Below are 25,329 nucleotides of genomic sequence, written 5' to 3'. Positions count from 1 at the left end.
GCACGCGGCGCCCTGCCGCGTGTCAGCTGTTGCCCGCGTGTCACTTGATGCCCGCGTTGGCGAACCCACGCACGAAGTACTTCTGGCCGAGGAGGAACAGCACCACCATCGGCACGGTCGCCAGGGTCGTCCCCGCCATGAGGAAGGCCCACTGCGTGTCGTTCTCGGTGCGGAACACCGACAGGCCCACCTGGATCACGCGCATCGAGTCGGTGCGCGTGACGAGCAGCGGCCACAGGAAGTTGTTCCAGGAGCTCTCGAAGGTCAGCAGCGCCACGGTGATGAACGCCGGCTTGACCAGTGGCGTCATGATCCGGGCCCAGATGCCCAGCTCGCTGACGCCGTCGAGGCGGGCCGCCTCCTCGAGCTCCACCGGCAGGTCCAGGTAGAACTGCCGGAACAGGAACACCGCGAACGGCGTCACCGCGCCGGGGACGATCAGCGCCCACCAGGTGTCGAGCCAGCCCGTACCGCCCTGCCCCAGGATGTCGTTGCCCCCGAACAGCGGCATGAACCGCACGATCAGGAACTCCGGGATGATCTTCGTGTAGGTCGGGATCATCAGCGCCGCGACGAAGCCGATGAACACCAGCTCTGACCCGCGGAAGCGCAGCCGGGCCAGTGCGTAGCCCGCCATCGACGCGACCACGAGGTTGATGGCCGTGTGGCTCACCGCGATGATCAGGCTGTTGCGGGCGTAGGTCAGGAACGGCGCCGCCGCGAGCGCCTCGGCGTAGTTGCCCCACGCCCACTGCGCGGGCAGGAACGACGGCGGGGTCGCCGCGAGGTCCTGGGGCGTCTTGAGCGAGGTGAGGATCATCCACACGAAGGGCACGATCATCACCACGGCGATGACGGTCAGCACCAGGTAGAGGGCGCCGCGTTCGAGCCGGCGGCGGGCCGCCGGGGTGCGGGCGGAGCCCGGGGTCGTGCGCGGCGGGGCCGCCGCGAGGTCAGTGCCTGCCACTGTCGCCTCCGTTGAGCCGTCGGTTCGCGAGGGTCAGGATCAGCAGGAACACGAACAGCACGATGGACTGGGCGCACGCGTAGCCGACGCGGAACTCCCGGAACGCGGACTTGTAGATCTCGTAGGTCATCATCGTGGTCGTGTTCGCCGGCCCACCGTCGGTGAGGATGTAGATGAGGTCGAACGCCTGGAAGGCGGAGATGACCGAGGTGACGAAGACGAAGAAGGTGGCCGGGCGCAGCAGCGGCAGCGTGAGGCTGAAGAACTGGCGCGTCCGGGAGGCGCCGTCCACCGACGCCGCCTCGTAGACGTCCTTCGGCAGCGACTGGAGCGCGGCCAGGTAGATGAGCATCTTGAGGCCGATGCCCTGCCAGATGCCGACGGTGATGACAGCGGGCATCGCCCAGGTGGTCGACGACAGCCAGTTCTGCGCGGGCAGCCCGAAGAAACCGAGCGCCATGTTGAGCAGGCCGTTGCGCGGGTCGTAGATCCACAGCCAGACCAGCGCGACGGCGATGGTGGCCGTGACCTGCGGGATGAACACCGCGGTGCGGAACAGTGCTCTGGCCCGCAGCTGCGTGTCGAGCATGAGCGCTATGAGCAGGGCGATCGCCATCGCGACCGGCACGGTGAAGAACGCGTAGACCAGGGTGTTGAGCATGCCCCGGCGGAACACCGGGTCGCCGAACGCGTCCAGGTAGTTCTGCAGGCCGATGAACCGGGGCTGCGTGAGCACGTCGTAGGACGTGAACGACAGCACGAACGCGGCGATCACGGGGATGCCGATCCAGATCAGGGCGTGCACGAACGCGGGCGCCACCATGAGCATCCCGGCCCGGCGGCGGGCCGCCCCCGCTCGTCCGCGCCGGGGCGCGGACGAGCGGGGCGGCGCGGCGGGCGGCGCGCTCACGGCGCGCGGCGCGGAGACAACGGCCACGACAGGACCCTCTTCCTCGAGTGGACGGACCGGTTCACAGGCGGGCGATCGCGTCGTCCGCGATGCCGGCGAGCTGGGCGATGGCCTGCTCGGCGGTCTGCTGGCCGACGACGGCGGTCTCGAGGGTCGGCTTGATCTTCTCGCGGATCTCCATCCAGGCCGGCGTGCCGCCCTCGGACCACGCCTTGTCGAGGTTCTCCACCGCGAACGCGACCATGGGGTTGCCCTTGACGTAGTCGCTGTCGATCAGGTCGGAGATCGCGGGCACCGAGCCGCGCTGCTCGGAAGCGACGAGCACGGCGTCGGGCGAGCCGAGGAACTCCACGAGCGCCCGTGCCGCGGCAGGGTTCTTGGAGCTCGCGGACTGCGAGATCATCGTGCCGCCCTGGAGCATGGCCGGGGCGGTGTTCCCCATGACGAAGGTGCCGATCTTGTCGATCAGCTCCGGGCTCTGCTGCTGCAGCTGCACGTAGAGCGAGTTGTTGGTCATCATGATCGCCGACGTGCCCTGCTGCAGGCTGGTCGGCTGCCCGACCTCCGTCTTGAGCGCGAAGTCGGCCGAGCCGTCCTTGATCATGTCGAGGAAGAGCTGCAGCGCCGCGACGCCCTCGGGACCGTCGAACAGCACCTCGCGGCCGTCCGGGGAGAAGAGCTGCCCGGAGTTGCCGAACAGCAGCGTCTCCCAGCACTGGCGCAGGTCGATGGAGAACGGGTCGAACCCGACGCGCTCGACCCGCCCGCCGGCGTCCCGGACGGTGAGCTCCTTGGCCATCTCGCGCAGCTCGGCCCAGTCCTTGGGCGTGTCCTTGATCCCGGCTTCCTCGAAGAAGTCCTTGCGGTAGGCCGCGATGCGGGTGTCGAGCACCATCGGCAGCGCGTAGAGCTTGCCGTCGTACCGCGACGGCTCCAGCACCCGCTCCTCGTAGGTGTAGCGGGTGGCGAGCTCGTCGGGCAGGGGCGCGATCGCGTTCTTGTACGCGAAAGCCGGGATCCAGCCGACGCCGAGCGTGACGACGTCGGGCATGAGGCCGCTGGCCAGGCCCGTCGTGATCTTCTCGTTGAGGGAGCCGTAGTCCGTGTAGTCCACGGTGACGTTGACGTCGGGGTACTTCTTCTTGAACTGCTTGAGCAGGTTGCCCTCGAGCGTCTCCTTGCCCGTGGCGCCCTCGAACAGCGCGCACAGGAAGGTGATGTCGCCCTGCGCGGGGCCGCTGGCGTCGGCGGCGGGTGCGCCGCTGCCGCTCGTCGTGGCGCATCCCGCCATGACGGTCGCGGTCCCGAGGCCCATGGCCGCGAGGAAGTTGCGACGGCTGAGTTCCATGACTTGCCCTTTCGATCGGCACTGATCTCACCCAGGCGAGGGAGTCTGCCATGACTCCCTGGTGTAACGATGCACTGACCATAGGGGGCCTTCAGGCAGGGGTCAAGTGTCCGTTTATGGACTATGCTGGCGTCAGTTCAGTCCATCGATGCACTGGCAAATGGGCTGGATCTCGAACCGGAGGGGGCCGCACCCGCACATGGCTGGAGTCACGATCCTTGACGTCGCGCGAGCAGCGGGGGTGTCAACGAGCACCGTCTCGAACCTGCTCAACGGCCGCACGGAACGCATGCTGCCCGAGACCCGGCAGCGGGTGGAGTCCACCATCCGCAAGCTCGGCTACCGGCCCAACCGGGCCGCCCGCCAGCTCCGCACCGGCAAGCCGCAGGTCATCGGCCTGGTCGTGCCGTCGGTCGGCAACCCGTACTGGGGCGCGCTCGCGCGCCACGTCGAGGCGGCCGCGCTGACGCAGGGCTTCCACGTGCTGCTGTGCAACTCCGAGCGAGACCCCGGCCGCGAGCGCCAGTACGTTGACGAGCTCGTCTCCGACGGCATCCGCGGCATCGTCCTGTGCTCGTCCCTGCCCTCCCTGGAGCACGTCTCCAGCCTGCTGGAGGACGGCCTGCGGCTGGTCGCCTTCGACCGCACGGCGCAGGCCACCGACCCGGTGGGCCTGATCAACGTGAGCGTCGACAACACGATCGGCGCGGAGCTGATGGGCGAGCACCTGGTGTCGCTCGGCCACCGCAGGATCGCGTTCGTCTCGGGCGCCATCCGGTCGATCAACCGGACGGAGCGGTTCGAAGGTTTCCTGCGCGCCCTCGAGCGCGCGGGCATCGCGCGCCAGGACGTCGTCACCTGGCCCGGCAGCAGCGTCGACAGCCAGTTCGGCGACGTCGAGGCCGCCGAGCTGGGCCGCGTGGCCACGACCGAGCTGCTCGCCGGCCCCAACCCGCCCACCGCGATCTTCGCGGTCAACGACATGACCGCCATCGGCGTGTGCCGCGCGGTGCGCGACGCCGGGCTGGAGGTGGGCCAGGACGTCTCGGTCGCCGGGTTCGACGACATCGTGCTCGCCGAGCTGTACTCACCGGCGCTGACCACCGTGCGGCAGCCCATGAAGGAGATGGCCGCCGCCGCGTTCCGCGCCCTGCACACCCCGCAGGACGACGACGGGTCCGGAACGTCGCTGCTGTTCCGGCCGGAGCTCGTTGTCCGCGACTCGACGGGGCCTGTCGCGGGGTAACAGGCGGGGTTCAGGCCTCCGGTGGGGCACGCGTGCGAACCGGCGCAGGACGTGCCGGCCGTCAGGTGCCGTCAGCGCCCGGTGCGAAGGCCTGCCGGTAGAGCGCCCCCGCCTCCTCGACGACGGACGGGGCAAGGAACGCCAGCGGCGTGATCCCGATCAGCAGCGGCTCGCAGTCCGGACCACGAGCGGCGACCTCGCCGGTCAGCAGCCACGGGAACCGCTCGCGCACCATCAGGTGGGCATACTGTCTGAGCTGGCGCGCGACCCAGTGCTCCACGGGTCGGGTCCACCACGGCTCGGGCGTCATCGGGTTGACGCTCAGCCCCGGCATCAGGCACCCGCTCTCGTGGTCTCGGCTGACCGCCGCACGGTCCGCCTCCGGGCCCGCGCTGAACCGTACGTACACGGGTGCCAAGGCCTGGACCAGCTCGGCGACCTCGGCCAGCGAACCCAACCGCGGCACGTCCGGCGGCATCCCCTTGTCCCAAAGAACAGGTGCGCGCATCTTCACCATCCGATCGTCGAGCCGCCCTCCCAGCCTCACCCCCGGTGCCGCCACCCGCATCAGCACAGAAGCACTCCCGACAGCCCGGCGGCTGGACCGTACGCTCCGGAAGTTGCGAGCCGGGGCGGCCCTGCAATCGTGGAAGGAGGTCCAGAGCTGGGCCGTCCATCTTCGTCGGCCGGCGCCTGACGCCCCGTCGGCGAAGCCGGCACCTGGAGGATGCATCATGGCAACCGGAGAAACCGGATTCGATGACGTCACGTTCGACCTCATCTCCGTGCAGTACCACTCGCTCAAGGCGGGGCACGACTACGGCCAGTACGTCCGCGACGCCCGCAACGCGGGCAAGGACGAGATCGCGGCGTTCTTCGAGCAGGTGATGGCAGAGGACTCGGAACGGGCCCAGAAGTGCCATCAGTTCCTCGCCGACCTCACGGCCCAGGGGACGTCCGCGACGTCACCGCAGGGCGAGGGCTAGGCGCGGCCTTGCTCGTCGACCCCGTTGCGGCGGGCGAGGTCCCCTTCCGGTCATGACGCCCAGCCGGTGTCGAGGTCCGGCACGAGGAGCGGGATGCCGTCGTACCCTCGCGCGTCGTGGGCGGGAACGATCCGCAGGTGGTGCGCGAGGGCGGTCACCCGGGCGAGATCCTGGCGGATCCGCGCCGGGTCGCTGTCGGCGAGGAGGCGCATCAGGAGCGGCCGTTGTGCGCCACGCGTGATCCCGTCGAGCTGCCAGGCGAGGTCGCCGATGAAGGCGTAGCGCCGGTCCGGCGCCAAGGTGACGACGACCACGACCGAGCCGGTGGTGTGGCCGGGTGCCGGCAGGATGACGACGGAGCCGTCCCCGTGCACGTCGTGGCTGGACGGGAACCCCAGGTGGGCCGGGCCGTCGAAGACGTACGTCCGGAAGCTGTGCCCCGCGGCGACTCGCCGGAACACGCGGTCGCCGCGGTTGTGGTCCGCGTACCGGAGCTCCTCGTCCGTCACCAGGACCGGCACGTCGAGGGAGTCCAGGCCGCTGACGTGGTCCCAGTGGGAGTGGGTCAGGATCACGCCGAGCAGCCGGCTGCGGTCGTAGCCGGCTGCGTCGAGCTGCTCGCTCACGGTCATGCCGAAGTGGTGCGGTGAGCGCCGGAACGACGGCAACATCCGGATGTGCTCCTCGGCGTGCGCGCCGAAGCCCGCGTCGACGAGCACGTCGCCCTCGGGGTGCTGGACGAGCACCGCCGTGGCGGCGAACTGCCTGCGGTCCCTGAACGATCCGCCCTGGAAGGCCAGGGCGGCCGGGGTCTCGTACGCGCCGGTAGGGAGCTGGAAGATCCGCATCCCGGGCGGCGAGGCGGCATCCTCGGCCGCCTGAGCTGTGGCCCCGCTGTCACTATTGTTCATATCGACCAGTATTGAACCAGCGGTTCAACAGTGTCAACAGAGTTCAGCAACTCGTAGGATCGAGGCCATGACGAGCGAAGCCGCAGAGGTGCTGGACCCACGCGTCGCCCGGACGCGCCGCGACGTCGTCGGGGCGACCAGCGCACTGCTGCTCGAGGAGGGCTGGGACGCCGTCACGCACGCCGAGGTGGCTCGCCGCGCCGGCTACTCCAAGGCCACCGTCTACGCCCACTGGCCGACCAGGCTGGACCTGATCCGCGCGTCGATCGACCAGATCTGCGACGAGGCGGACCACCCGGCCCCGACCGGCGATCTGCGGGCCGATCTCCGTGCCGCCCTGGCGGACTTCGCCGACGATCTCACGCGCGGTCACCTCGACCGACTCCTGGCAGGCGTCGTCGAGCGGGCGCACAACAACGAGGTCGTCGGCCGGCTGCGCACGCGGCTGTACGAGACGGGCACCAGCGGGATGCGGGCGATCCTCGCCGCCCATGTCGAGGAACGTGACATCGATCCCGCCCTCGCGCTTCTGACGGGAGCGGTTCTCGTGCGCGTCACGTTCGAGGGCAGCCCGGCCACCACCTCGTTCCTCGACGACCTCGTCGCCCGGGTCCTGGCGTCCACGACGCCGCAGACGAGCTAGGCATGGTGGCTGGGCCCAGGCCGTCAGCGCGGCAGCAGGACGCGGACCTGGTCCCTGATCTCCCGCACGACGTCGTCGACGGGGTCGGCGATGTTGAACGTCGCTCCCATGCTGATGAACATGATCGCGGAGACGATGCGCGCCCGTACTGCGGCATCCTGTGCGCTGGTACCCGGGTCGCGCTGCAGCACGACAGCGATGGCGTCCTCGGTCTGCGCGGACAGGTCCAGGGCGTCGCGGTGATGGGGTTCCTCGGGATCCCCGAAGACTATCTCCCGCAGGTAGGTCCGCCCGTTGTCGACCTGCTTGCGGTTGCACTCCACGACCGGGCGGACGATCGCCATCACCGCGTCGAGCGGGTCCGTGATCCCCTCGGCCGCCCGCTTGCCCTCGGCGAGAGCGGCGGCGTAGGTGGAGTTCTGCACGAGCAGCAGGAGCTCGCCCTTGGACTTGGCGTAGAGGAACAGCGTGCCCGCACCGATATCGGCCTTGTCGGCGATCTCCTGGGTGGTGACCTCGTCGACGCCCCGCTCGGCGAAGAGCTCGGTGGCGGCAGCGGTGATGCGGTCGAGCTTCTCCTGCTTGTTCCGCTCGCGCCGGCCTACCGGGCGGGAGACAAGGGGCATGGCCGCCCTCCTTCGTCGATGAGTGTGCTCGGGTCCGCCGGCGCTCATTCTTCCACGGCGGTCTCTTACCTCCGGTGCGTCCGGCAGTTGATCAGCGGCCGAGGAACTCGACCGCGACCGGGGCAAACCTCTCGTGGTACTGGAAGATGCCGCCGTGCCCGGCGTCGGGGTAGATGATCAGCTCGGAGCCCTTGATCCGGCGGTGCAGGTCCTGCGAGAGAACCGACGGCACCATCCGATCGTTGTCGCCGTTCGCGATCAGGGTGGGTTGGGTGATCGTGGACAGGTCGACGGACGGCGAGCGACCCCACCGCTTGATCGCCGTCAGCTGCTTCTGGAACGCCTGCAGCCTGATCGGGGTGTCACGGTTCACGGTCCGCTCCTGAAGGCGCTGGACGAACGCGCGGGCAGCGGGCTTCCCGGCCTCGTTGCGGTTGAAGAACAGGAACTCCTTCGGGTCGTGCCGTGTCAGGACCGCGCGGAGCGTGTCGTAGTAGGTGACCCTGAAGATCTTGTCGATGCCCTTCCCGCCCGCAGGGCCGGTGCCCGTCAGGACGAGCTTGCGGACCAGCTCGGGGTGCTCGGCCACCAGGGCCTGGGCGACCATGCCGCCCAGCGAGAAGGAGAAGACGTCAATCTTGTCGAAGCCGAGGGCGGTGATGAAGGTGTACGCGTCCTCGGCCATCGCCTCGACGCTTTCGGGGACCGTGCCGGTGGAGGCACCCACGCCGCGGTTGTCGAACGTGATGACGTGGCGCTCCGCGGCGATGGGGTCGATGATCCGGGGGTCCCAGTTGTCCAGGGTCGCGGCGAGGTGGGTGAAGAAGATCACGGGGATCTTGGCCTTCGGTCCGAGCTCGCGGTAGGCGTACGTCACGCCACCGGCGGTGATGGAGCGGGCCGGCGACTGCGCGTACGACGTGATGACGGGGTCGTTGCTGGTGGTGCCCATGATGGCTCTCCTGATGTGTGGGCGTGGGAATGGTGCTTGTCGTGGGAAGCAGCGGGTCAGGCCCTGCTGATGACGGCCTTGCCGCGGAGGCCGCCCTTGTCCAGGGCTTGGAGGGCCTGCACGGTCTGGTCGAAGTCGAAGACTCGTCCGACGACGGGACGCAGCGCGCCGTCCTCGACCAGCTTCGCGATCTGGGTGAGCTGGTCACCGGAAGCGCGCACGAAGAGGAACTCGTAGTGCACGCCGAGCTTCCGGGCCTGGCGGCGGATCTTGCTGCTGAGGGCGGTGATCGCGAGCCGCAGCACAGGATTCAGGCCACCCTCTCGGGCGAAGGCAGGGCCTGGGGGGCCGGAGATCCCGATCGCCTTGCCGCCGGGGCGCAACACGCGCAGGGACTTCTCGAGGCTGGTGCCGCCGAGACTGTCCAGCACCACGTCGTACCCGTGCAGGACCTGCTCGAAGTCTTCGGTGCGGTAGTCGATGGTGACGTCGGCACCGAGCTCGCGCACCCAGGCGGCATTGCCGGCACTGACGGTGGTGGCCACGGTCGCGCCGAGGTGCTTGGCGAGCTGGATCGCGATGGACCCGACGCCGCCCGCCCCGGCGTGGACGAGGACTTTCTGCCCGGGCTGCACGTCGGCGCGTTCCACGAGTGCCTGCCACGCGGTCAGGGCGACCAGGGGCAGCGAGGCCGCCTCCTCCATGCTGATCGACGCCGGCTTGAGCGCTAGGTCCGTTTCGGCGACCGCGACGCGCTCGGCGAAGGTACCGATCTGGTCCTTGCCGGGTCGGGCGTACACCTCGTCGCCGAACGTGAGTCCCTGCACCTGTGCACCGACGCCGACCACCGTCCCGGCCACGTCGTGGCCGAGGACGAGCGGCAGCTCGTACGGCAGGATCTGCTTGAACTCGCCGACGCGGATCTTCTCGTCGAGCTGGTTGACGCCGGCGGCCTGGACCTGCACGAGCACGTCGTGCTCCCCGACCACGGGCTCGGGGACGTCCGCCTCGTGCAACGGCCCCTTGTACTGGTTGATGACGAACGCTCTCATGTGCTTGTTCCTCCTGGTGATGTCGGCGAGATCTGATGACTTGCGGATGGGGCGCCGACCGCTACCGCTGCAGGAATTCCCGGGCGGCGTCGACGAACGCGCGGTGGTTCTGGAAGACGACGCCGTGGCCGGAGTCCGGGTACACGGTCACCGTGGCGTCGGGCAGACGCCTGGCAAGCTCCGTGGCGTTTGCGGCCGGCACCAACCGGTCGCTGTCGCCGTGCACGATGAGCACCGGCCCGGCGATCGAGGACAGGTCGGCGGGCTCCTGCAGGCCCCACCGTCGGATCGCGGCAAGCTGCGCGCGGTACACGCCGGGGGTGACCCGCTTGTCACGCCCCGTCGTGCGCTCCCTCAGTCGCGCGAGGTACTGGCGCGCGGCGTGCTTGCCACCAGTAGTGCGGGTGAAGAACAGCAGCGCCTTCGGGTCGTTGAAGGTCAGCACGGCACGGAGCACCGAGGTAGTCGTCGTGCCCGTGACCGAGGCCAGGCCGGACCCACCTGCCGGTGCGGCGGCGGCCAGGATGAGCCGGTCGACCAGCCGGGGCTCCTTCAGCGCGACCGCCTGGGCGACCATGCCGCCGACCGCCAGCCCGAAGAGGTCGACTCGCCTCAGGCCGAAGGCGCGGAGGAAGGCCACGACGTCGTCGGCCATGCCCTCGAAGGTGTCGCGAACGGTCCCACTCGAGTCTCCGACGCCGCGGTAGTCGACCGCGATCACCCGGCGCTCCTGAGCGAGGCCGTCCAGGACGCAGGGATCCCAGCCGTCTAGGTTCGCACCCAGGTGCGTCAGCAGGACCAGCGGGACACCCACCGCAGGGCCGAGCTCACGGTAGGCGAACCGCGCCCCCGCCGCCTCGATCCTCCGCGTCGGCGCATTCCGAGTGGTCCACGCCGCGGTCGGCTCTGTCATGTCCTTCTCACCGTCTCGCCTCTACAATATCCGAGTGCACTCAATTCTGAGCGCATTCATATTTCTTGTCAAGGGTGACGGTCGCAACGCGCGATGAACTGCGACCCAGGGGCCAGGAGAGTGCTGGACGACGCGAAGGTCACGTGGGGACAGCCTCGACCGGAGGCCTCACAACCCACGACCTCGACGCACCGCCGGGCGGTCGCGAGCCGGGCACCCGGGCGGGACGCAGCCGGGCCGGGATGAAGGAAGCGATGGACAACCCGATTCGGTGCGGTGGCGGCCTTGAGCACGAGGCTGAATTCACGCATCCGCGAGACCCGGTGTTGACGGGCCAACCAATCGTCTGTACTGTTGTGTACAACCTGAACCGATCAGTACAGTGTTGACCAATCAGTACGCACCTTGCTCTCGAAAGGCACTGCCATGTCTCGCCCGCCCCTTCCCCCGTTCACCGAGGCCACTGCGATCCAGAAGGTCCGCGCCGCCGAAGACGCGTGGAACACTCGCGACCCCGAGCGCATCTCCCTCGCATACAGCGAGGACAGCTGGTGGCGCAACCGCTCGACCTTCGTGCAGGGCCGCGCCGCCATCGTCGACTTCCTCGCCGACAAGTGGCACCGGGAACTCGACTACCGCCTCATCAAGGAACTGTGGGCGTACACCGGCGACGTGATCGCCGTACGCTTCGCCTACGAGTACCACGACGCAGCCGGCCAGTGGTTCCGCGCCTACGGCAACGAGAACTGGCACTTCGACAAGGACGGCCTGATGACCCACCGCCACGCGAGTATCAACGACGTCGCCATCGATGAGTCCGAGCGCAAGTTCTTCTGGGACGCGTCCGGCCCCCGCCCGACGGACCACCCCGGCCTGAGCGAACTCGGACTGTAATGGCACGAACCGTCCTCGACCGCTCAGACGCCGTCCGCGCCCTCGCCGGCGTCTTCCGGAAGCGAGGTTTTGAAGGCGCCTCCCTGTCGGTCATTCAGCAGGAGGCCGGCGTTGGCCGCGGCAGCCTGTACCACTTCTTCCCCGAGGGGAAGACAGGCATGGCCGCTGCCGTCCTCGAACAGGTAAGCGACTGGTTCGAGGAGCGGATCTTCACCCCCTTGCGCACCGCCCACGACGCCACCGAGGCGATCGAAGCGATGTCGCGGGAGGTGGCGCAGTACTTCATCTCGGGCGAGCGTGTGTGCCTGTTCGCCGCGATGACCTTGGGTGAAGAACGGGACACGTTCGCCGACTCCGTGCGGGCCTACTTCACCGACTGGGTCGACGCGCTCGCGGTAGCTCTACGCACCGGCGGTCTCTCACCTCAGGAAGCGGCAGACCGTGCGCTGGACGCGGTCGCGGCGATACAGGGCGGGCTGATCCTGGCCCGTGCATACGGCGACGACGCGGCCTTCCTCGGAATCGTCGCCCGCACCGAGCAGCACCTGCTCGGTCCCGCTCGCTGAGCGGACACTCCGAAGCGGTGTCGGTCTGGCGACCGCCCCCCGGCCTCTCAGCGCCCGCGTGCGGCTGATCGCTCGAGTTCGAGCCGCAAGCCTCTTCCCTCTCCAGGCACCTCGCGAGCACGCCAAAGGCCGCTGACCAGGTCAGATACCTGGTCAGCGGCCTCGTTCGAGCAGGCTCAGCCGGACTTGCGGCGGAACATCTTCTGGACCGGGCCGGTCGTCTCCGAGCCGTGCACAGATCCCGTGTTCACGTCGCCGGCAGCAGAACGGCCGCGCGCGGCGTTCTTCCGGTCCAGTGCTTCCTTGAACCGCGCCTTCGCGTCCGTGCTCGGCGCGGTCGCGGCCTTGGGCGCCTCTGCGCCCTGGGCCACTGCCTCCTCGGCATCGGTCTTCTCGTCCGTCACACCGATCACCTCCTCCTGTTTCGGGGGTCCCTCGATCGGGTCCGTCGTCGGCCCCAGCCTGCACCACCGCGCGCCGGGGTGCCAATCGCTTTTTCGCCCCGCGGGCCAGGACCTACGCCTGGGCGGCGGCCCGCTCGGCCTCACGCTCGGCGCGCTCGGCGCGCAGCGACGTGATGGCGCTCTCGAAGTCCTCGAGCGAGTCGAAGGACTGGTAGACGCTGGCGAACCGGAGGTAGGCCACCTCGTCGAGCTCACGCAGCGGGCCGAGGATCGCGAGGCCCACCTCGTAGGCGTCGATCTCGGCGCTGCCGTTGCTGCGCAAGGTCTCCTCGACCCGCTGGGCCAGGATCGCGAGGTCGTCGTCGCTGACCGGGCGGCCCTGGCATGCCTTGCGGACGCCGGCCGCGACCTTGTCCCTGCTGAAGGGTTCGGTGGCGCCGGAGCGCTTGACCACCGAGAGGCTCGCCGTCTCGACGGTGGTGAACCGCCGGTTGCAGTTCGGGCACTGCCTCCTGCGCCGGATCGACAGGCCGTCGTCGGCGGTCCGCGAGTCGACCACGCGCGAGTCGGCGTGGCGACAGAACGGGCAGTGCATGCTTCACTCCTGCATGGTCGGCCACGGACCGGAGACATCCGGTCGCGCCCCGACCGTAAGCGGGCAAACCACCCCCATGCAACATCGCCGCAACATTTGACGGCGAATCGTCGCCTCTGGCCAGTTTGGGCGCCCCCAGGTCACTCCTTCGGGAGCAGGAGCAGCTCACCGACCCGCACCGTGGCGGACGGCATCTCGTTCAGCTCCTGCAGCCGGCCGACGGCGTGCCGCACGTCCTCGCCGGGCCGCGCGACGTCCTGGGCGAAGCCCCAGAGGGTCTCCCCCGGCTGCACCGCGTGCACCCGGACCTCGGTGGGTTCTCCGGGCGAGCTCGCGACGGCGGTAGCACCCCACGTGACCATCGGTGCGGCCAGGAGCATCGCCAGCAGCACCAGCACGAACCGGCCGCGGCGCGTGAGCCGCAGACCGTCGACCCCGAGCCGGTCGGCGACCGAGCGCGCGCCCTGCGGGGCATACGCACGGTGCGACGCGTGCGCCCGGGACGACGCCTGGGCCGGGGCGACGGCGCGAGGCTGGGCCGGGGCGACTGCGCGGAGCCCGGCCGGGGCGGCCTTCCGGACGGCCGGGTGCGCCGGGCTCAGCCGGTACGCACGCACCGCCGCGCTCGTTCCGGACACCTGTCCGTACGCCGGGGTGTACTGCCGCAGCGGGATCACGTCCCCCATGGCCCCTCCTCGAAAGGTGACTCGAACTCTTGTCCGTCATACACACGTTCGTCGAACGCTCGTACCATTGTGTAGCACGGGACACCGTCGATGTCGAGACACGCTCGAACATTCGTTTGAGCCGAGTGGAATTGTGATCTAGAGTGGGCAGCGCACAGGAGAACATTTGTCGGAACGGGAGGGGCACGGGCATGACGGGACGGGACGGGACCAGCGACACGAGAGCCGTCGACACGGCACTCTCGGGTGTCGCCACGTTGGACGCGCCGGGCGACGGGGTCGTCGCCGACGTGCACACGATCTCGCCGGCAGACCGCCTTACCGAGCGACAGCGCCTTGTGCTGGACACGATTCGGCAGTCGTTCGAGACGCGCGGTTACCCGCCGTCGATGCGAGAGATCGGCGAGGCCGTCGGGCTGGCCAGCCCGTCGAGCGTCAAGCACCAGCTCCAGATGCTCGAGAAGAAGGGCTTCCTGCGCCGCGACCCCAACCGGCCGCGCGCGATGGAGCTCGTGGAGCCCATGGCGGAGCAGGTCGACAAGCCGTCGCGCGGCGAGATCCACTGGCCGGAGCCGCGGCGCAGCGGCCAGGTGCACTGGGGCAGCTCGGTGCCCGACGACGCCGGCACCCCGCCGCCGTCGTACGTGCCGCTGGTCGGCCGCATCGCGGCCGGTGGCCCGATCCTCGCCGAGCAGGTCGTCGAGGACGTCTTCCCGCTCCCCCGCCAGCTGGTCGGCGACGGCGAGCTGTTCCTGCTCAAGGTCGCGGGCGACTCGATGGTCGACGCCGCGATCTGTGACGGCGACTGGGTCGTCGTGCGCCGCCAGAACGTGGCAGAGCAGGGCGAGATCGTCGCCGCCATGATCGACGGCGAGGCCACGGTCAAGACGTTCAAGCAGACCGACGGGCACGTGCTGCTGCTGCCGCAGAACCCGGCCTACGAGCCCATCCCGGGCGACGAGGCGCAGATCCTGGGCCGCGTCGTCGCGGTCCTGCGCAGCCTCTGAGGTAGGTCTCGACAGGCTCGACCAGCGCTTGCTGGTCGAGCCTGTCTGTCGTTGGTCGGGCGTGTGGAGACCTAGAACCCGAACCTTCGCTGCACCGCCCGCACGCTCTCCGCCGACGCGCGCAGCCCGGCCAGCTCGTCGTCGGACATAGGCATGCGCACCGTGCTGGTGACACCCCGACGGTCCACCAGGGACGGCACGGACAGGCACACGTCGCTGATGCCGTGGTAGTCGTTCAGCAGCGAGGACACCGGCATGATCCGCCGCTCGTCCTTGAGCACGGCCTCGATGATGCGCGTCGCGGCCAGGCCGACGGCGTAGTTGGTGGCGCCCTTGCCCGCGATGATCCGGTAGGCGGAGTCGACCACCTCGTGGTGCACCTCCGCCCGCGTCGCCGCGTCGATGGGCCCGGCACCAGCCACCGGCACCCAGTCGAGCAGCGGCACGCCGCCGATCGAGGCGGAGCTCCACAGCGCGATCTCCGAGTCGCCGTGCTCACCCGCGATGTAGGCGTGCACGTTCCCGACGGCCACGCCGCACCGCTCGGCGAGCACCACGCGCAGCCGAGAGGAGTCCAGCACGGTGCCGCTGCCGAAGAGCCGCTCGGGCGGCAGGCCCGAGATCTTCAGCGCAGCGTAGGTCACCACGTCCACGGGGTTGGTCACCATCAGGTAGGTCGCGTCCGGCGCGGCCTCGACCAGCCCCGGCAGGATGTTGCGCATCAGCCCGATGGTCGCCTCCGCCAGGTCGACGCGGCTCTGGCCCGGCTTCTGCTTGGCCCCCGCGGTCACGACGACGACGTCGGCGCCCTCGCACACCGCCGGGTCGTCGGACCCGATCACGTGCGCCTGCGGCGTGAACATCAGGCCGTGCTGCAGGTCGAGCACCTCGGCGTCGACCTTCTGCCGGTCGATGTCCAGCAGCGCGATGGTGCGCGCCGAGCCGCGGGTCAGCGCGGCGAAGGCGAGCGTGGAGCCTACGGCCCCGGCGCCCACCACAGCGATCTTGGTGGTCCGGGAGGCGGGCTGGGCGGAGGGGACGTCCGAAGGGGCTGCCATGCCCTCAGGCTATGTGTCGAGCCTGGCGAGCGCGGCACGGACCAGCTTCGGGTCGGTGGTGGGCCAGAACCCGGGCATCGACCGGGTGAGGAAGGACGCGTACCGCGCCGTCGCGAGGCGCGGGTCCAGTACCGCGACCACACCGCGGTCGTCCATGCTGCGGACCAGGCGCCCCGCGCCCTGCGCGAGCAGCAGCGCGGCATGCTGCGCGGAGACGGCCATGAACCCGTTGCCGCCCGCCTGCTCGACGGCACGGGCGCGCGCGGCCTTGACCGGGTCGTCGGGCCGCGGGAACGGGATGCGGTCGATGAGCACGAGCTGGTTCGACGGCCCGGGCACATCGACGCCCTGCCACAGGGACAGCGTTCCGAACAGGCACGTGGCCGGATCGTCGGCGAACTCCCGCACGAGCGTGGGGAGCTGGTCGTCGCCCTGCGCCAGGATCGGGAAGTCCAGGCGCTCCCGCATGGCCTCGGCGGCGGCGTTCGCGGCGCGCCGGGACGAGAACAGCCCGAGCGTGCGGCCGCCGGCGGCCGTGATGAGCTCGGCGATCTCGTCGAGCTGCGCCTCGGTGGTGGGCTCGCGGCCGGGGGCCGGCAGGTGCCGCGCGATGTAGAGGATGCCCTGCTTGGGGTAGTCGAAGGGACTGCCCGCGTCCAGCCCGTGCCACGGCGGGGCGTCCTCGCCCTTGAGCCCGAGGGTGCCGGCCACGGCGTCGAACGTGCCGCCCAGCGCGAGGGTCGCCGAGGTGAACACGCCGGTCGACTCCCCCAGCAGGTGCGTGCGGATCAGGCCCGCGACGTGCAGCGGGGCGGCGTGCAGCCGCGTCACGTTGTCGCCGAACCCGCCCCAGCCGTTGTCGGGGCGCGAGCACCACAGCACGTCGGCGGTCGTGTCCTGCGACGCCATGCGCTCGGCCGTCTCGAAGAGCTGGAGCATGGCGCCCTGGGCCATCTTGAGCCCCGGGTCGGGCTGGCCCGCGTCCTTGGCCTTCGCGCCCTTGCCGCCGGCCTCGGGCTTGAGCGTGCTGAGCACCTCGCGCGCGGCGTCCCGCACCGCGCCGACCGCCGTGCGCAGCTCGTCCGGCAGGCCGCTCGGGAAACGCTCCGCCGGTGCGGTGACCAGCAGCGTGCCGAGGTTCTGCGCCGCGGCGTCGAGGTTGTCGGTGTTCGTCCCGGCGTGCCGCCGGGCAAGCCGCGCCGCGCTCTCCACGGAGGCCATGGACAGGTCCACGGTGGCCGACGACGTCACACGGTCGGTGAGCTCGTGCGCCTCGTCCACCACGACGACGTCGTGCTCCGGGAGCACGCCCGGGCTGCCGGTCGCCGCGATGCCGAGCATCGCGTGGTTGGTGACCACCACGTCCGCCTCGCGGGCGGCGGCCCGCGCCTTGTCCGGGAAGCACTCGGCGAGCATGGGGCACTTGCCGCCCAGGCACTCCATCGCCGTCACGGACACCTGGCGCCAGGCCCGCTCCGGCACGCCGGGCACCAGGTCGTCGCGGTCGCCGCTGTCCGTCTCGCTCGCCCACTCGTGCAGGCGCCGGACGTGGTCGGCGAGCGTGGCGCCGTCGTCCCTCCTGCGGCCCCGGGCCGCGCCGCCGCTCGCCTCCTCGGTCTTGGGGTGGTCCTCGCCGCCGGGCAGGTCGAAGAGGGTGGCCTCGTCCTCCGGGTAGCCGCCGCCCACCTTGTGCACGCACAGGTAGTTGTGCCAGCCCTTGAGCAGTGCGACGCGCGGCTCCCGCGGCAGCGCCGGCGCGACGGCCTTGGCCACGAGCGGCAGGTCGCGGGTGATGACCTGTCGCTGCAGGGCGAGGGTCGCGGTCGAGACGATGACCTTGCTCTGCGCGGCCACGGCGTGGCGGACGGCGGGCACCAGGTACCCGAGCGACTTACCGGTACCCGTGCCCGCCTGGACCAGCAGGTGCTCGCCCTTGTCGATGGCCTCGCCGACCGCGACGGCCATGGCGTGCTGGCCGTCTCTGCGCCCGCCACCGAGCTGTCCCACCGCGAGGTCGAGCAGCTCCTCCACCTCGGGGATCTCGGCGGAATCGGTGCTTGTGGCGGGTGCGTCGGAAAGGCTGGTCACACGGTCGATCCTAGGCCGGACCACCGACATCCACCCTGCCTCGTCCACAGGTCCGGCCGGCCCGCCCACTACCCTGGATGGGTGGCCGGCAGAGTCTCGCAGGACGACGTCATCGCCTTCCGCCTGGCCGCGCACCACCTGACCGGACGGCTGACCGGAGACGGCCTGCTCGACGCCGCCGGCCGGTGCGGCATCCAGAACAGCCCACCCGGGTCAGCTCTGCTCGCCCTCCACGCCCGGGTGCGGAACGTGACCCGGGAACGGGTGGACGACGCGGTCGCCGAGCAGAAGAGCCTGCTGCAGACCTGGTCCCTGCGCGGAGTCCCCTACTACTTCCCGACGGCCGACGCGCCGGTCTTCACGACGGGCGTGCTGCCGCCGTCCGAGGAGGCGATGCGTCACTTCCTGCCCGGTCTGGGTCAGTCGCTCGACGCGCTCGGTCTCAGCCTGACCCACCTGACCGGGCTGGTCGGCACCGAGATCCGCGACGTGCTCGCCGGGCGCCGGCTCGCCGTCGACGAGCTCGGTGCGGAGCTCGCCGAACGCGTCGCCACCGGGCTGCCAGAGCGGCAGCGCGAGCTCTGGGATGCCGACGGTCCGTACGCGCCGGGGCAGCCGCTCGGGGAAGGTGTGGTCCACTTCTGCCTGCGCATCCTCACCCTGCGGGGAGTCCTGTGCTTCGCACCACGTGCCGGGAACAAGGCGCCGTTCGTGCTGGTCGACGAGTGGCTGGGCCGGCCGATCCCGGGCACCGACCCGGAGACCGCGCGCGCCGAGCTGGTGCGGCGCTACCTGCACGCCTACGGACCCTCGACCCGGGCGGACTTCGCCGCATGGGCCGGGATCCAGGCCGGCGACGCCGGCCCGTGGTGGAGCCTGGTCGAGGACGAGCTGACGCTGGTCCTGCACGGCGGTCCGTCATGGATCGTCACAGCCGACCTCGACGCACTGCGGTCGCCGCCGACGCCGCGCGGTGTGCGCCTGCTCCCGCCCCGCGACCCCTATACCCAGCTTCGCGACCGGGAGACGATCGTCGACAAGAAGTTCCACGGGGATGTGTGGAAGACGGTCGGCGGGCCGGGCACCGTCCTCGCGGACGGCGAGATCGTCGGCATCTGGCGCCCGCGCAAGAGCGGTCGCAAGCTGACCCTCACCGTCACGGCGTTCGGCTCCCTCCCGGCTCGGCACCGGACGCTGCTCGACGAGGAGGCCGAGCAGGTGGCACAGCTGCGCGGCGCGTCGTCGGTCAGCGTCGCATACGAGACCCACTGACGCCCACGCGACGCCCGGTGCCGAACCGCGAGGTGCCGCCCTACCCCTTCACGGCCCCGCCAAGGCCTGCGCCGCTGAGGAACAGGCGCTGGAACGCCAGGAACAGCACGATGGGCAGGACGGTCGAGATCGCGAGCGCCGCGAGGAACACGTCGAGCTCCAGGTAGGGCGCGATCGCGGGCAGGCGGACGGACAGCGGCTGGTTGTCCGGGTCGGGCAGCACCAGCAGCGGCCAGAGGTAGTCCTTCCACGCGGCGATCACGGCGAACACCGAGACGACGCCGAGGATGGGCTTGGACATCGGCAGCACGACGGACCACAGCAGCCGGAAGGGTCCGGCGCCGTCGACCCGCGCTGCCTCGAAGACCTCGCGCGGCAGTCCGTCGAAGAACCGCTTGACCAGCAGCACGTTGAACGCGCTGGCGCCCATGGGCAGCCAGACGGCCCAGAAGGTGTTGAGCAGGCTGATGTTCAAAAGGGGCACGTCGAGGATCGTCAGGTACAGGGGCACGAGCAGCACGACCGCGGGCACGAAGAGCGTGGCGAGCACGAGGCCGAAGATCAGGTTGCCGTACCGGGGGCGCAGCACGGACAGCACGTAGCCGCCCGTGGTCGCGACGAGGAGCTGGAAGAACCAGGCCCCCACCGCGAGGATCAGCGTGTTGACGAAGTAGTGGTCGATCTCGGCCCGGCCCCACGCGGTGGCGAGGTTGGCCCAGTCGATCCCGTGGGGGAAGAGGCCCAGCGGCTGGCGCAGGGTGTCCTGCGTGGGGGTGACCGCGGCCTTGGCCAGCCAGAGGATCGGCCCGAGCCCGGCGAGGACGAGGGTGACCAGGAGGCCGCCCTGGAGCACGCCGAGCGAGCCCCGAACGCTCGCCCGGCGCCGGTCGTGGGCCGAGACGATGCCGCGCTCGGCGACCGCGGCCTGGTTCTTGACTGGCATCTCAGCTGCTCCAGGGTCGGGTCACGCGGAAGTAGATCGCGGACAGGACGGCGAGGACGCCCGCGAGCATGAGGCTCAGGGCGGTGGCGGCACCGTAGTTGCCGCCGAGGCTGCTGCCGAACGCGTAGTCGTAGATCAGCATGAGGATCGTCAGCGTCGCGTTGTTCGGGCCGCCGCCGGTGAACAGGAACGGCTCCAGGAACACCTGCGAGGTGCCGATGACCTGCAGGATCAGGGTGATGAACAGGACGCCGCGCAGCTGCGGCAGCGTCACGTGCCAGATCTTGCGCCACACCCCGGCGCCGTCCACCTCGGCGGCCTCGTAGAGCTCGGTGCGCACCCCGACGAGGGCGGCGAGGTAGATGATGACGGTGCCACCGGCAGCGGCCCAGGTGGCCTCGAGCACCAGGGACGGCATGGCGCTGGACGCGTTCTGCAGCCACGGGAACGGGCCGAGGCCGACCCAGCCGGCGATGGTGTTGAACACTCCGGTGGGCGAGGCGTCGTAGAAGAACTTCCACAGGAGCACGGCCACGACGGGCGGCACGACGACGGGCAGGTACGCGAGCGCCGAGAACAGCCCCCGCATGCGCCGTACCTCGCTCATCAGGACGGCGGCGGCCAGCGGCAGCGGGTAGCCGAAGACGAGCGCGAGCAGGGCGAACCACAGGGTGTTCGCCACGGCCTTGCCCAGCAGGGGGTCCTGCAGCACGAACACGAAGTTGTCGAGCCCCACGAACTCGGGGGTCGAGATGAGGTTGGTCTGCTGGACGCTCATGACGAGCGCCCGGCCGATCGGGAACCAGGAGAACACCCCGAACACGAGGATCATCGGCAGTGCGATGACCAGGGTGCTCAGGCCGCCGTCGCGCAGCCAGTCCCGGGGCGTGCGGCGGGCACGCCGTCGGGGTCCGGGCGACGACGGCGGGGCGTCCGCCGTCGTCGCCCGGAGCGGGCTGGACAGTGTCGTCATCCCAGGGTCAGCTGCGGTCCAGCAGTCCCTGGACCTGGGTCTGGGCGTCGGCGAGGAGCGCGTCGATGTCCGCGTTCTCGTCCGTCAGCACAGCCTGGACCACCGGGTCGAGCGCCGCGTACACGTCCTGGGTCGCGACGGCGGGCTCGGGGATGACGGGCTGGTCGAACATCTGGTCCGTCATCGGCGCGAAGTTCTCCAGCGGGACGTTGACGAGGTCCTTGATCCAGCTCTGCTGCTCCTCGTAGGTCGCCTGGTCGAAGATCGGCAGGGCCGGGGCACCGACGGGCTGGTCGGTCTCGGCAGCGACCTCGGCCTCGGCCACGGCGGCGTCCTGGTCGGTCAGCTTGGAGATGTAGTAGAAGTCGATCCACTTCACGGCCGCGGCCTGCTCGGCCTCGGACGCCGCGGAGCTCACCGCGGCCAGCGTGCCGCCGCCGAGCGTGCCGGCGTCGTCGCCCTCCAGGGGCAGCACGGTGACGCCGTACTCGTCGGGGTTCATCTGGTTCTGCGTGAACAGGTTGGGGTAGTTGGCGCCGCCCGAGACGTACATGCCGATCTTGCCGGCGGCGAAGTCCTGGTTGATGGTGCCCCAGTCGTACAGGAAGGACGACCCCATGGAGTTGTCCTCCCAGCGCATCTCCTTCAGCATCTCCAGCGCTGCGACCGTGGCGTCGTTGTCGACGGTCGCGGTGGTCTCCTCGCCCTCGCCCTCGGTCATGCGGCCGCCGAGGGCGTAGGTCTCGGTGGTGAGGATCCAGCCGCCGGTGTTGCTCTGCGTCATGTGGGCGTAGCCCGCCTGGCCGGTCTTCTCGGAGATCGCCTTGGCGGCCTCGCGCACCTCGTCCCAGGTGGCCGGCGGGTTGTCCGGGTCGAGGCCGGCCTCCTCGAAGAGCGCCCGGTTGTAGTGCAGGCCCTGGTTGTAGGCGGCGATCGGGACGGCCCACATGTTGCCCTCGGCGTCCTGGCCCGCGGCGGCGATCGTCGGGTTGAACTGGTCGGCGTACGGCAGCTCGGCCACCAGCTCGCTGACGTCGGCGATCTGCCCCCGCTCGATCAGCGCCCGGCCGTCGGTGAACGGGATCGGGAACACGTCGGGCAGTGTGCCGCCCGCGAGCTCGGCGGCGAAGGTCGTGCCGGACCAGGTGAACTCCTTGGTCTCCACCTGGATGTCCGGGTTGGCCTCCTCGAACTGCGCGATGCGCTCGTCGAAGGCGTCGATGGCGGCCTGCTCGAGGCCGGCGTCGATCGAGACCTCGATGGTCACGGGTCCTTCGGGCTCGTCGGCCGCGTCGGTCGACGAACCGCAGGCCGTGAGGGTCCCCGCGAGCGACAGGACACCCACCAGGGCGAACGCCGCGCGCTTGTTTGCTGACTTCATTGTCACTCCTTGGTCGTGTGCCGCCGGGACGGCACGTCTGGGGGAAAGCTGCAGGTGATCAGGACGGCAGGCCGAGCCAGACAGCGATGTCCGGGCCGACGGCACCGTCGACGGGACCGCTCGCCAGGAGCACGTCGGCCCCGGCGGGCAGGGGGACGGGAGTCGTCCCGAGGTTGACGACGCAGGCGAAGCCGGCGCCGCGAGCGAAGGCGAGGACGTCGTCGCCGCCGAGGTCGAGCCAGGTCAGTTCCTCGTCGTGCAGGGCCGTCAGCTCGCGCCGCAGGTGCAGAGCCGTGCGGTACAGGCTGAGCATCGACTCCGGGTCGCCGTCCTGCGCCTGCACCGAGCGCTCCGCCCAGTCGGCGGGCTGGGGCAGCCAGGGCGCGGCACCGCCGTCGGGCCCGAAGCCCAGGCTGCTGCCGGTTCGGGTCCACGGCAGCGGCACGCGGCAGCCGTCGCGGCCGGGGTCCACACCCTCGGACCGGAAGTGCATCGGGTCCTGGATGAGCTCGCGCGGCACGTCCGCCTCGGGCAGGCCGAGCTCGTCACCCTGGTAGACGTACAGCGCGCCGGGCAGGGCACCGGTCAGCAGCGCCGCGGCGCGCGCCCGGCAGGTGCCGAGGTCCAGGTCGGACGGGGTGCCGAACCGCTTGGCCGCGAAGTCGAACGAGGAGTCCTCGCGGCCGTACCGGGTCACGGGCCGGGTGACGTCGTGGTTGGAGAGCACCCAGGTGGCCGGGGCGCCGACGGGCGCGTGCGCCTCCAGCGTGGTGCGGATCGACTCGCGCAGCTCCTTGGCGTCCCAGGGGCGTGCCATGAAGTCGAAGTTGAACGCGGTGTGCATCTCGTCGGACCGCAGGTACTGGGCGAACCGCTCGTGGTCCGCCAGCCACACCTCGCCCACCAGTACGCGTGGCTCCGCGTAGTCGTCGGCCACGCGGCGCCAACCGCGGTAGACGTCGTGGATCTCGTCGCGGTCCAGGTGCGGGTGCTCGCCCGGGCCGGGCGTCGCGGGCACCTCGGGCAGCGCCGGGTCCTTGATGATCAGCGCAGCCGAGTCGATGCGGATACCGGCCGCGCCGCGGTCGAACCAGAACCGCAGCACGTCCTCGTGCTCCTGCCGCACGTCGGGGTGGTTCCAGTTCACGTCCGGCTGCTCCGGGGTGAACAGGTGCAGGTACCACTGGCCGGGCGTGCCGTCCGGGTTCGTGGTCCGCGTCCAGGTGTCGCCCTGGAAGCTGGAGACCCAGCCGGTGGGCATCTGGTCACCGTCGGGGCCCTTGCCGTCCTGGAACCAGAAACGCTCGCGCTCCGGCGAGCCCGGCCCGGCAGCGAGCGCCGCCCGGAACCACTCGTGCTCCGAGGAGATGTGGTTGGGCACCACGTCGACGATGGTGCGGATGCCCAGCTCGCGGGCCTCGGCGATCAGCGCCTCGGCGTCCGCCAGCGAGCCGAACGCCGGGTCGATCGTGCGGTAGTCCCGCACGTCGTAGCCCCCGTCCGCCAGGGGCGAGGCGTACCAGGGCGTGTACCAGATCGCGTCGACACCGAGGTCGCGCAGGTAGCCCAGGCGGGAGCGGACGCCGGCGAGGTCACCGGTGCCGTCGCCGTTCCCGTCCGCGAAGCTGCGGGGATAGATCTGGTAGATCACGGCGCTGCGCCACCACTCGTCTGCGGGGCGCGGCTCGAGGGTCGCGTCGGACGTCGTCGTCATGTCGTGAACCGTAAATCACATGACAACGACCGCGCAAGAACTCGACAGCTACTTGATGAAATCGTGACAGGTCAGCGGGCGACCACCTTCGCCATGGCGGTCGAGGCGCGCACCACGAGCTCGGGCTCGAAGAGCAGCTCGTCGCGCGCGACGTCGCTGCCGCCGATCAGCGCGGCCAGCAGGTCGACGGCAGCGCGGCCCATGGGCTCGATCGGCTGGCGCACCGTGGTCAGCGCGGGGTCGGTGGAGTTCATCAGCGCGGAGTCGTCGAAGCCCACGACGGACACGTCCGCGGGGCAGGACAGCCCGGCCCGGCGCACGGCGCGGATGGCGCCGAGGGCCAGCGGGTCGCTGGCGCACACGATGGCCGTCGCGCCGGCCTCGACCAGGCGGTTCGCTGCCGCCTGACCGCTCTCCAGCGAGTACTGCGAGTGCACCACGAGCGCGGGGTCGAGCTCCAGGCCGTGCCGCTGCGCGAACCGCTGGGCTGCCGCGAGCTTGCGCTCCGACGGCACGTGGTCGGCCGGGCCGAGCAGCAGGCCGACCCGCTGGTGCCCCAGGGACGTGACGTGGCCCATGGCCTGCTCCATGGCCACGAGGTCGTCGCAGGCCACGCGCGGGAACGCGAGGTCCTCGATGGAGGCGTTCATCAGAACCACGGGAAGGCCCAGGTCCTCCAGCCGCCGGTAGTGGGCGTGGTCGGCCTCGCGCTCGGCGTAGAAGCCGCCCGCGAAGATCACCCCCGAGACCTGCTGGGCCAGGAGCAGGTCGATGTACTCGGCCTCGGTCACGCCGCCGGCCGTCCGGGTGCAGAGCACCGGGGTGAACCCCTGCTGGGCCAGAGCCCCGCCGATCACCTCGGCGAACGCCGGGAAGATCGGGTTCACGAGCTCGGGCAGCACCAGCCCCACCAGCTTGCCGCGGCTGCCGCGCAGCTTGGTGGGCCGCTCGTAGCCCAGCACGTCCAGGGCGGTGAGCACCGCGTCCCGGGTGCCCTGGGACACGCCGGGCTTCCCGTTGAGCACGCGACTGACCGTCGCCTCGCTCACGCCTACCTTCTTCGCCACATCGGCAAGCCGTCTCGACATGGATCGATCCTAGCCACGCCGAACGCAAATCGCTTGCAGGGGTTGCAGCGCCCTGCAAGTCGCTTGCGTAACCCGACAGGGCTGGAGACGAGTCAGACGCTCAGGT

General features: G+C 70.5%; 26 protein-coding genes. 7 read left to right on the top strand and 19 right to left on the bottom strand.

Annotated elements, in window-relative coordinates; genetic code table 11:
- Positions 1–40: 40 nt before the first annotated feature.
- The 3 genes from ACH47X_RS02820 to ACH47X_RS02810 are packed head-to-tail and all read right to left on the bottom strand — an operon-like array spanning position 41 to position 3,225.
- Positions 41–967 carry a carbohydrate ABC transporter permease gene (locus ACH47X_RS02820; RefSeq protein ID WP_397401176.1) on the bottom strand — a complete coding sequence of 309 codons (927 nt, stop codon included), beginning with the start codon at positions 965–967 and terminating at the stop codon, positions 41–43.
- On the bottom strand, positions 954–1,904 hold the full coding sequence (locus tag ACH47X_RS02815; RefSeq protein WP_397401174.1) for a carbohydrate ABC transporter permease: 951 nt from the start codon (positions 1,902–1,904) through the stop codon (positions 954–956). The genes ACH47X_RS02820 and ACH47X_RS02815 overlap by 14 nt, the downstream gene beginning before the upstream one ends.
- A gap of 34 nt (positions 1,905–1,938) precedes the next feature.
- Positions 1,939–3,225 (bottom strand): ABC transporter substrate-binding protein, encoded by a 1,287-nt coding sequence (locus tag ACH47X_RS02810; protein ID WP_397401172.1) that lies wholly within the window; start codon positions 3,223–3,225, stop codon positions 1,939–1,941.
- A gap of 148 nt (positions 3,226–3,373) precedes the next feature.
- Between ACH47X_RS02810 and ACH47X_RS02805 the strand changes: the two genes are divergently transcribed.
- Positions 3,374–4,471 (top strand): LacI family DNA-binding transcriptional regulator, encoded by a 1,098-nt coding sequence (locus ACH47X_RS02805; RefSeq protein WP_397401170.1) that lies wholly within the window; start codon positions 3,374–3,376, stop codon positions 4,469–4,471.
- 61 nt (positions 4,472–4,532) lie between these two features.
- On the opposite strand, the gene ACH47X_RS02800 is transcribed toward ACH47X_RS02805, so the two are convergent.
- Positions 4,533–4,979 carry a DUF6098 family protein gene (locus ACH47X_RS02800; RefSeq protein ID WP_397401168.1) on the bottom strand — a complete coding sequence of 149 codons (447 nt, stop codon included), beginning with the start codon at positions 4,977–4,979 and terminating at the stop codon, positions 4,533–4,535.
- Positions 4,980–5,205: 226 nt separating this feature from the next.
- On the opposite strand from ACH47X_RS02800, the gene ACH47X_RS02795 reads away from it, so the two are divergent.
- Positions 5,206–5,457 (top strand): acyl carrier protein, encoded by a 252-nt coding sequence (locus tag ACH47X_RS02795; RefSeq protein ID WP_397401166.1) that lies wholly within the window; start codon positions 5,206–5,208, stop codon positions 5,455–5,457.
- Between the two features lie 50 nt (positions 5,458–5,507).
- Here the strand turns inward: ACH47X_RS02795 and ACH47X_RS02790 are convergent, their stop codons facing one another.
- Positions 5,508–6,368, bottom strand: a complete 861-nt coding sequence (locus ACH47X_RS02790) for an MBL fold metallo-hydrolase (protein WP_397401164.1) — start codon at positions 6,366–6,368, stop codon at positions 5,508–5,510.
- A 67-nt stretch (positions 6,369–6,435) separates the two neighbouring features.
- On the opposite strand from ACH47X_RS02790, the gene ACH47X_RS02785 reads away from it, so the two are divergent.
- Positions 6,436–7,011, top strand: a complete 576-nt coding sequence (locus ACH47X_RS02785; protein ID WP_397401162.1) for a TetR/AcrR family transcriptional regulator — start codon at positions 6,436–6,438, stop codon at positions 7,009–7,011.
- Positions 7,012–7,034: 23 nt separating this feature from the next.
- Here the strand turns inward: ACH47X_RS02785 and ACH47X_RS02780 are convergent, their stop codons facing one another.
- The 4 genes from ACH47X_RS02780 to ACH47X_RS02765 form a co-directional block, all read right to left on the bottom strand.
- Complete coding sequence (locus ACH47X_RS02780; RefSeq protein ID WP_397401160.1) at positions 7,035–7,637, bottom strand: TetR/AcrR family transcriptional regulator; 603 nt, start codon at positions 7,635–7,637, stop codon at positions 7,035–7,037.
- A 91-nt stretch (positions 7,638–7,728) separates the two neighbouring features.
- On the bottom strand, positions 7,729–8,589 hold the full coding sequence (locus ACH47X_RS02775; RefSeq protein ID WP_397401158.1) for an alpha/beta fold hydrolase: 861 nt from the start codon (positions 8,587–8,589) through the stop codon (positions 7,729–7,731).
- A 56-nt stretch (positions 8,590–8,645) separates the two neighbouring features.
- Positions 8,646–9,641, bottom strand: coding sequence for an NADP-dependent oxidoreductase (locus tag ACH47X_RS02770; RefSeq protein ID WP_397401156.1), 996 nt, complete (start codon positions 9,639–9,641; stop codon positions 8,646–8,648).
- Positions 9,642–9,702: 61 nt separating this feature from the next.
- Entirely contained in the window at positions 9,703–10,554 is an 852-nt protein-coding gene (locus tag ACH47X_RS02765) for an alpha/beta fold hydrolase (RefSeq protein WP_397401154.1), read from the bottom strand.
- A gap of 426 nt (positions 10,555–10,980) precedes the next feature.
- Here ACH47X_RS02765 and ACH47X_RS02760 point away from each other — a divergent pair, with 426 nt between their 5' ends.
- Positions 10,981–11,448 carry a nuclear transport factor 2 family protein gene (locus ACH47X_RS02760; RefSeq protein WP_397401152.1) on the top strand — a complete coding sequence of 156 codons (468 nt, stop codon included), beginning with the start codon at positions 10,981–10,983 and terminating at the stop codon, positions 11,446–11,448.
- Positions 11,448–12,014, top strand: a complete 567-nt coding sequence (locus tag ACH47X_RS02755; RefSeq protein ID WP_397401150.1) for a TetR/AcrR family transcriptional regulator — start codon at positions 11,448–11,450, stop codon at positions 12,012–12,014. Before ACH47X_RS02760 ends, ACH47X_RS02755 begins: the two co-directional genes overlap by 1 nt.
- 176 nt (positions 12,015–12,190) lie before the next feature.
- Here ACH47X_RS02755 and ACH47X_RS02750 read toward each other — a convergent pair whose 3' ends face one another.
- The 3 genes from ACH47X_RS02750 to ACH47X_RS02740 form a co-directional block, all read right to left on the bottom strand.
- The gene (locus ACH47X_RS02750; protein ID WP_232216118.1) at positions 12,191–12,418 is read right to left on the bottom strand and encodes a DUF5302 domain-containing protein; all 228 of its coding nucleotides are present in this window, start codon (positions 12,416–12,418) and stop codon (positions 12,191–12,193) included.
- A 112-nt stretch (positions 12,419–12,530) separates the two neighbouring features.
- Complete coding sequence (gene nrdR, locus ACH47X_RS02745; RefSeq protein WP_020016749.1) at positions 12,531–13,013, bottom strand: transcriptional regulator NrdR; 483 nt, start codon at positions 13,011–13,013, stop codon at positions 12,531–12,533.
- A 140-nt stretch (positions 13,014–13,153) separates the two neighbouring features.
- Positions 13,154–13,699 carry a LysM peptidoglycan-binding domain-containing protein gene (locus ACH47X_RS02740; protein WP_397401148.1) on the bottom strand — a complete coding sequence of 182 codons (546 nt, stop codon included), beginning with the start codon at positions 13,697–13,699 and terminating at the stop codon, positions 13,154–13,156.
- A gap of 191 nt (positions 13,700–13,890) precedes the next feature.
- Between ACH47X_RS02740 and lexA the strand changes: the two genes are divergently transcribed.
- A complete protein-coding gene (gene lexA / locus ACH47X_RS02735; protein WP_084468272.1) occupies positions 13,891–14,706 on the top strand; it encodes a transcriptional repressor LexA in 816 nt (271 codons plus the stop codon).
- Between the two features lie 71 nt (positions 14,707–14,777).
- Here lexA and ACH47X_RS02730 read toward each other — a convergent pair whose 3' ends face one another.
- The gene (locus ACH47X_RS02730; RefSeq protein WP_397401145.1) at positions 14,778–15,764 is read right to left on the bottom strand and encodes an L-lactate dehydrogenase; all 987 of its coding nucleotides are present in this window, start codon (positions 15,762–15,764) and stop codon (positions 14,778–14,780) included.
- A 9-nt stretch (positions 15,765–15,773) separates the two neighbouring features.
- Positions 15,774–17,852: an ATP-dependent DNA helicase gene (locus tag ACH47X_RS02725; RefSeq protein WP_449582143.1), complete on the bottom strand. Its 2,079-nt coding sequence runs from the start codon at positions 17,850–17,852 to the stop codon at positions 15,774–15,776.
- An 81-nt stretch (positions 17,853–17,933) separates the two neighbouring features.
- On the opposite strand from ACH47X_RS02725, the gene ACH47X_RS02720 reads away from it, so the two are divergent.
- Positions 17,934–19,124: a winged helix DNA-binding domain-containing protein gene (locus tag ACH47X_RS02720; RefSeq protein WP_397401141.1), complete on the top strand. Its 1,191-nt coding sequence runs from the start codon at positions 17,934–17,936 to the stop codon at positions 19,122–19,124.
- A 40-nt stretch (positions 19,125–19,164) separates the two neighbouring features.
- Here ACH47X_RS02720 and ACH47X_RS02715 read toward each other — a convergent pair whose 3' ends face one another.
- From ACH47X_RS02715 to ACH47X_RS02695, 5 genes are all read right to left on the bottom strand, one after another.
- On the bottom strand, positions 19,165–20,067 hold the full coding sequence (locus tag ACH47X_RS02715; protein WP_397401139.1) for a carbohydrate ABC transporter permease: 903 nt from the start codon (positions 20,065–20,067) through the stop codon (positions 19,165–19,167).
- Position 20,068: 1 nt separating this feature from the next.
- Positions 20,069–21,040, bottom strand: coding sequence for a carbohydrate ABC transporter permease (locus ACH47X_RS02710; protein ID WP_142033739.1), 972 nt, complete (start codon positions 21,038–21,040; stop codon positions 20,069–20,071).
- A gap of 7 nt (positions 21,041–21,047) precedes the next feature.
- Complete coding sequence (locus ACH47X_RS02705) at positions 21,048–22,421, bottom strand: ABC transporter substrate-binding protein (protein WP_397401137.1); 1,374 nt, start codon at positions 22,419–22,421, stop codon at positions 21,048–21,050.
- Between the two features lie 58 nt (positions 22,422–22,479).
- Entirely contained in the window at positions 22,480–24,135 is a 1,656-nt protein-coding gene (locus ACH47X_RS02700) for a glycoside hydrolase family 13 protein (RefSeq protein ID WP_397401135.1), read from the bottom strand.
- Between the two features lie 71 nt (positions 24,136–24,206).
- On the bottom strand, positions 24,207–25,223 hold the full coding sequence (locus ACH47X_RS02695) for a LacI family DNA-binding transcriptional regulator (RefSeq protein WP_397401133.1): 1,017 nt from the start codon (positions 25,221–25,223) through the stop codon (positions 24,207–24,209).
- Positions 25,224–25,329 lie beyond the last annotated feature (106 nt).

Source organism: Promicromonospora kroppenstedtii (assembly GCF_044389675.1).
GTDB classification, from domain to species: domain Bacteria; phylum Actinomycetota; class Actinomycetes; order Actinomycetales; family Cellulomonadaceae; genus Promicromonospora; species Promicromonospora kroppenstedtii.
Note: the sequence above shows the minus strand (reverse complement) of the source record. Positions and strands in the feature narration are given on the sequence as shown.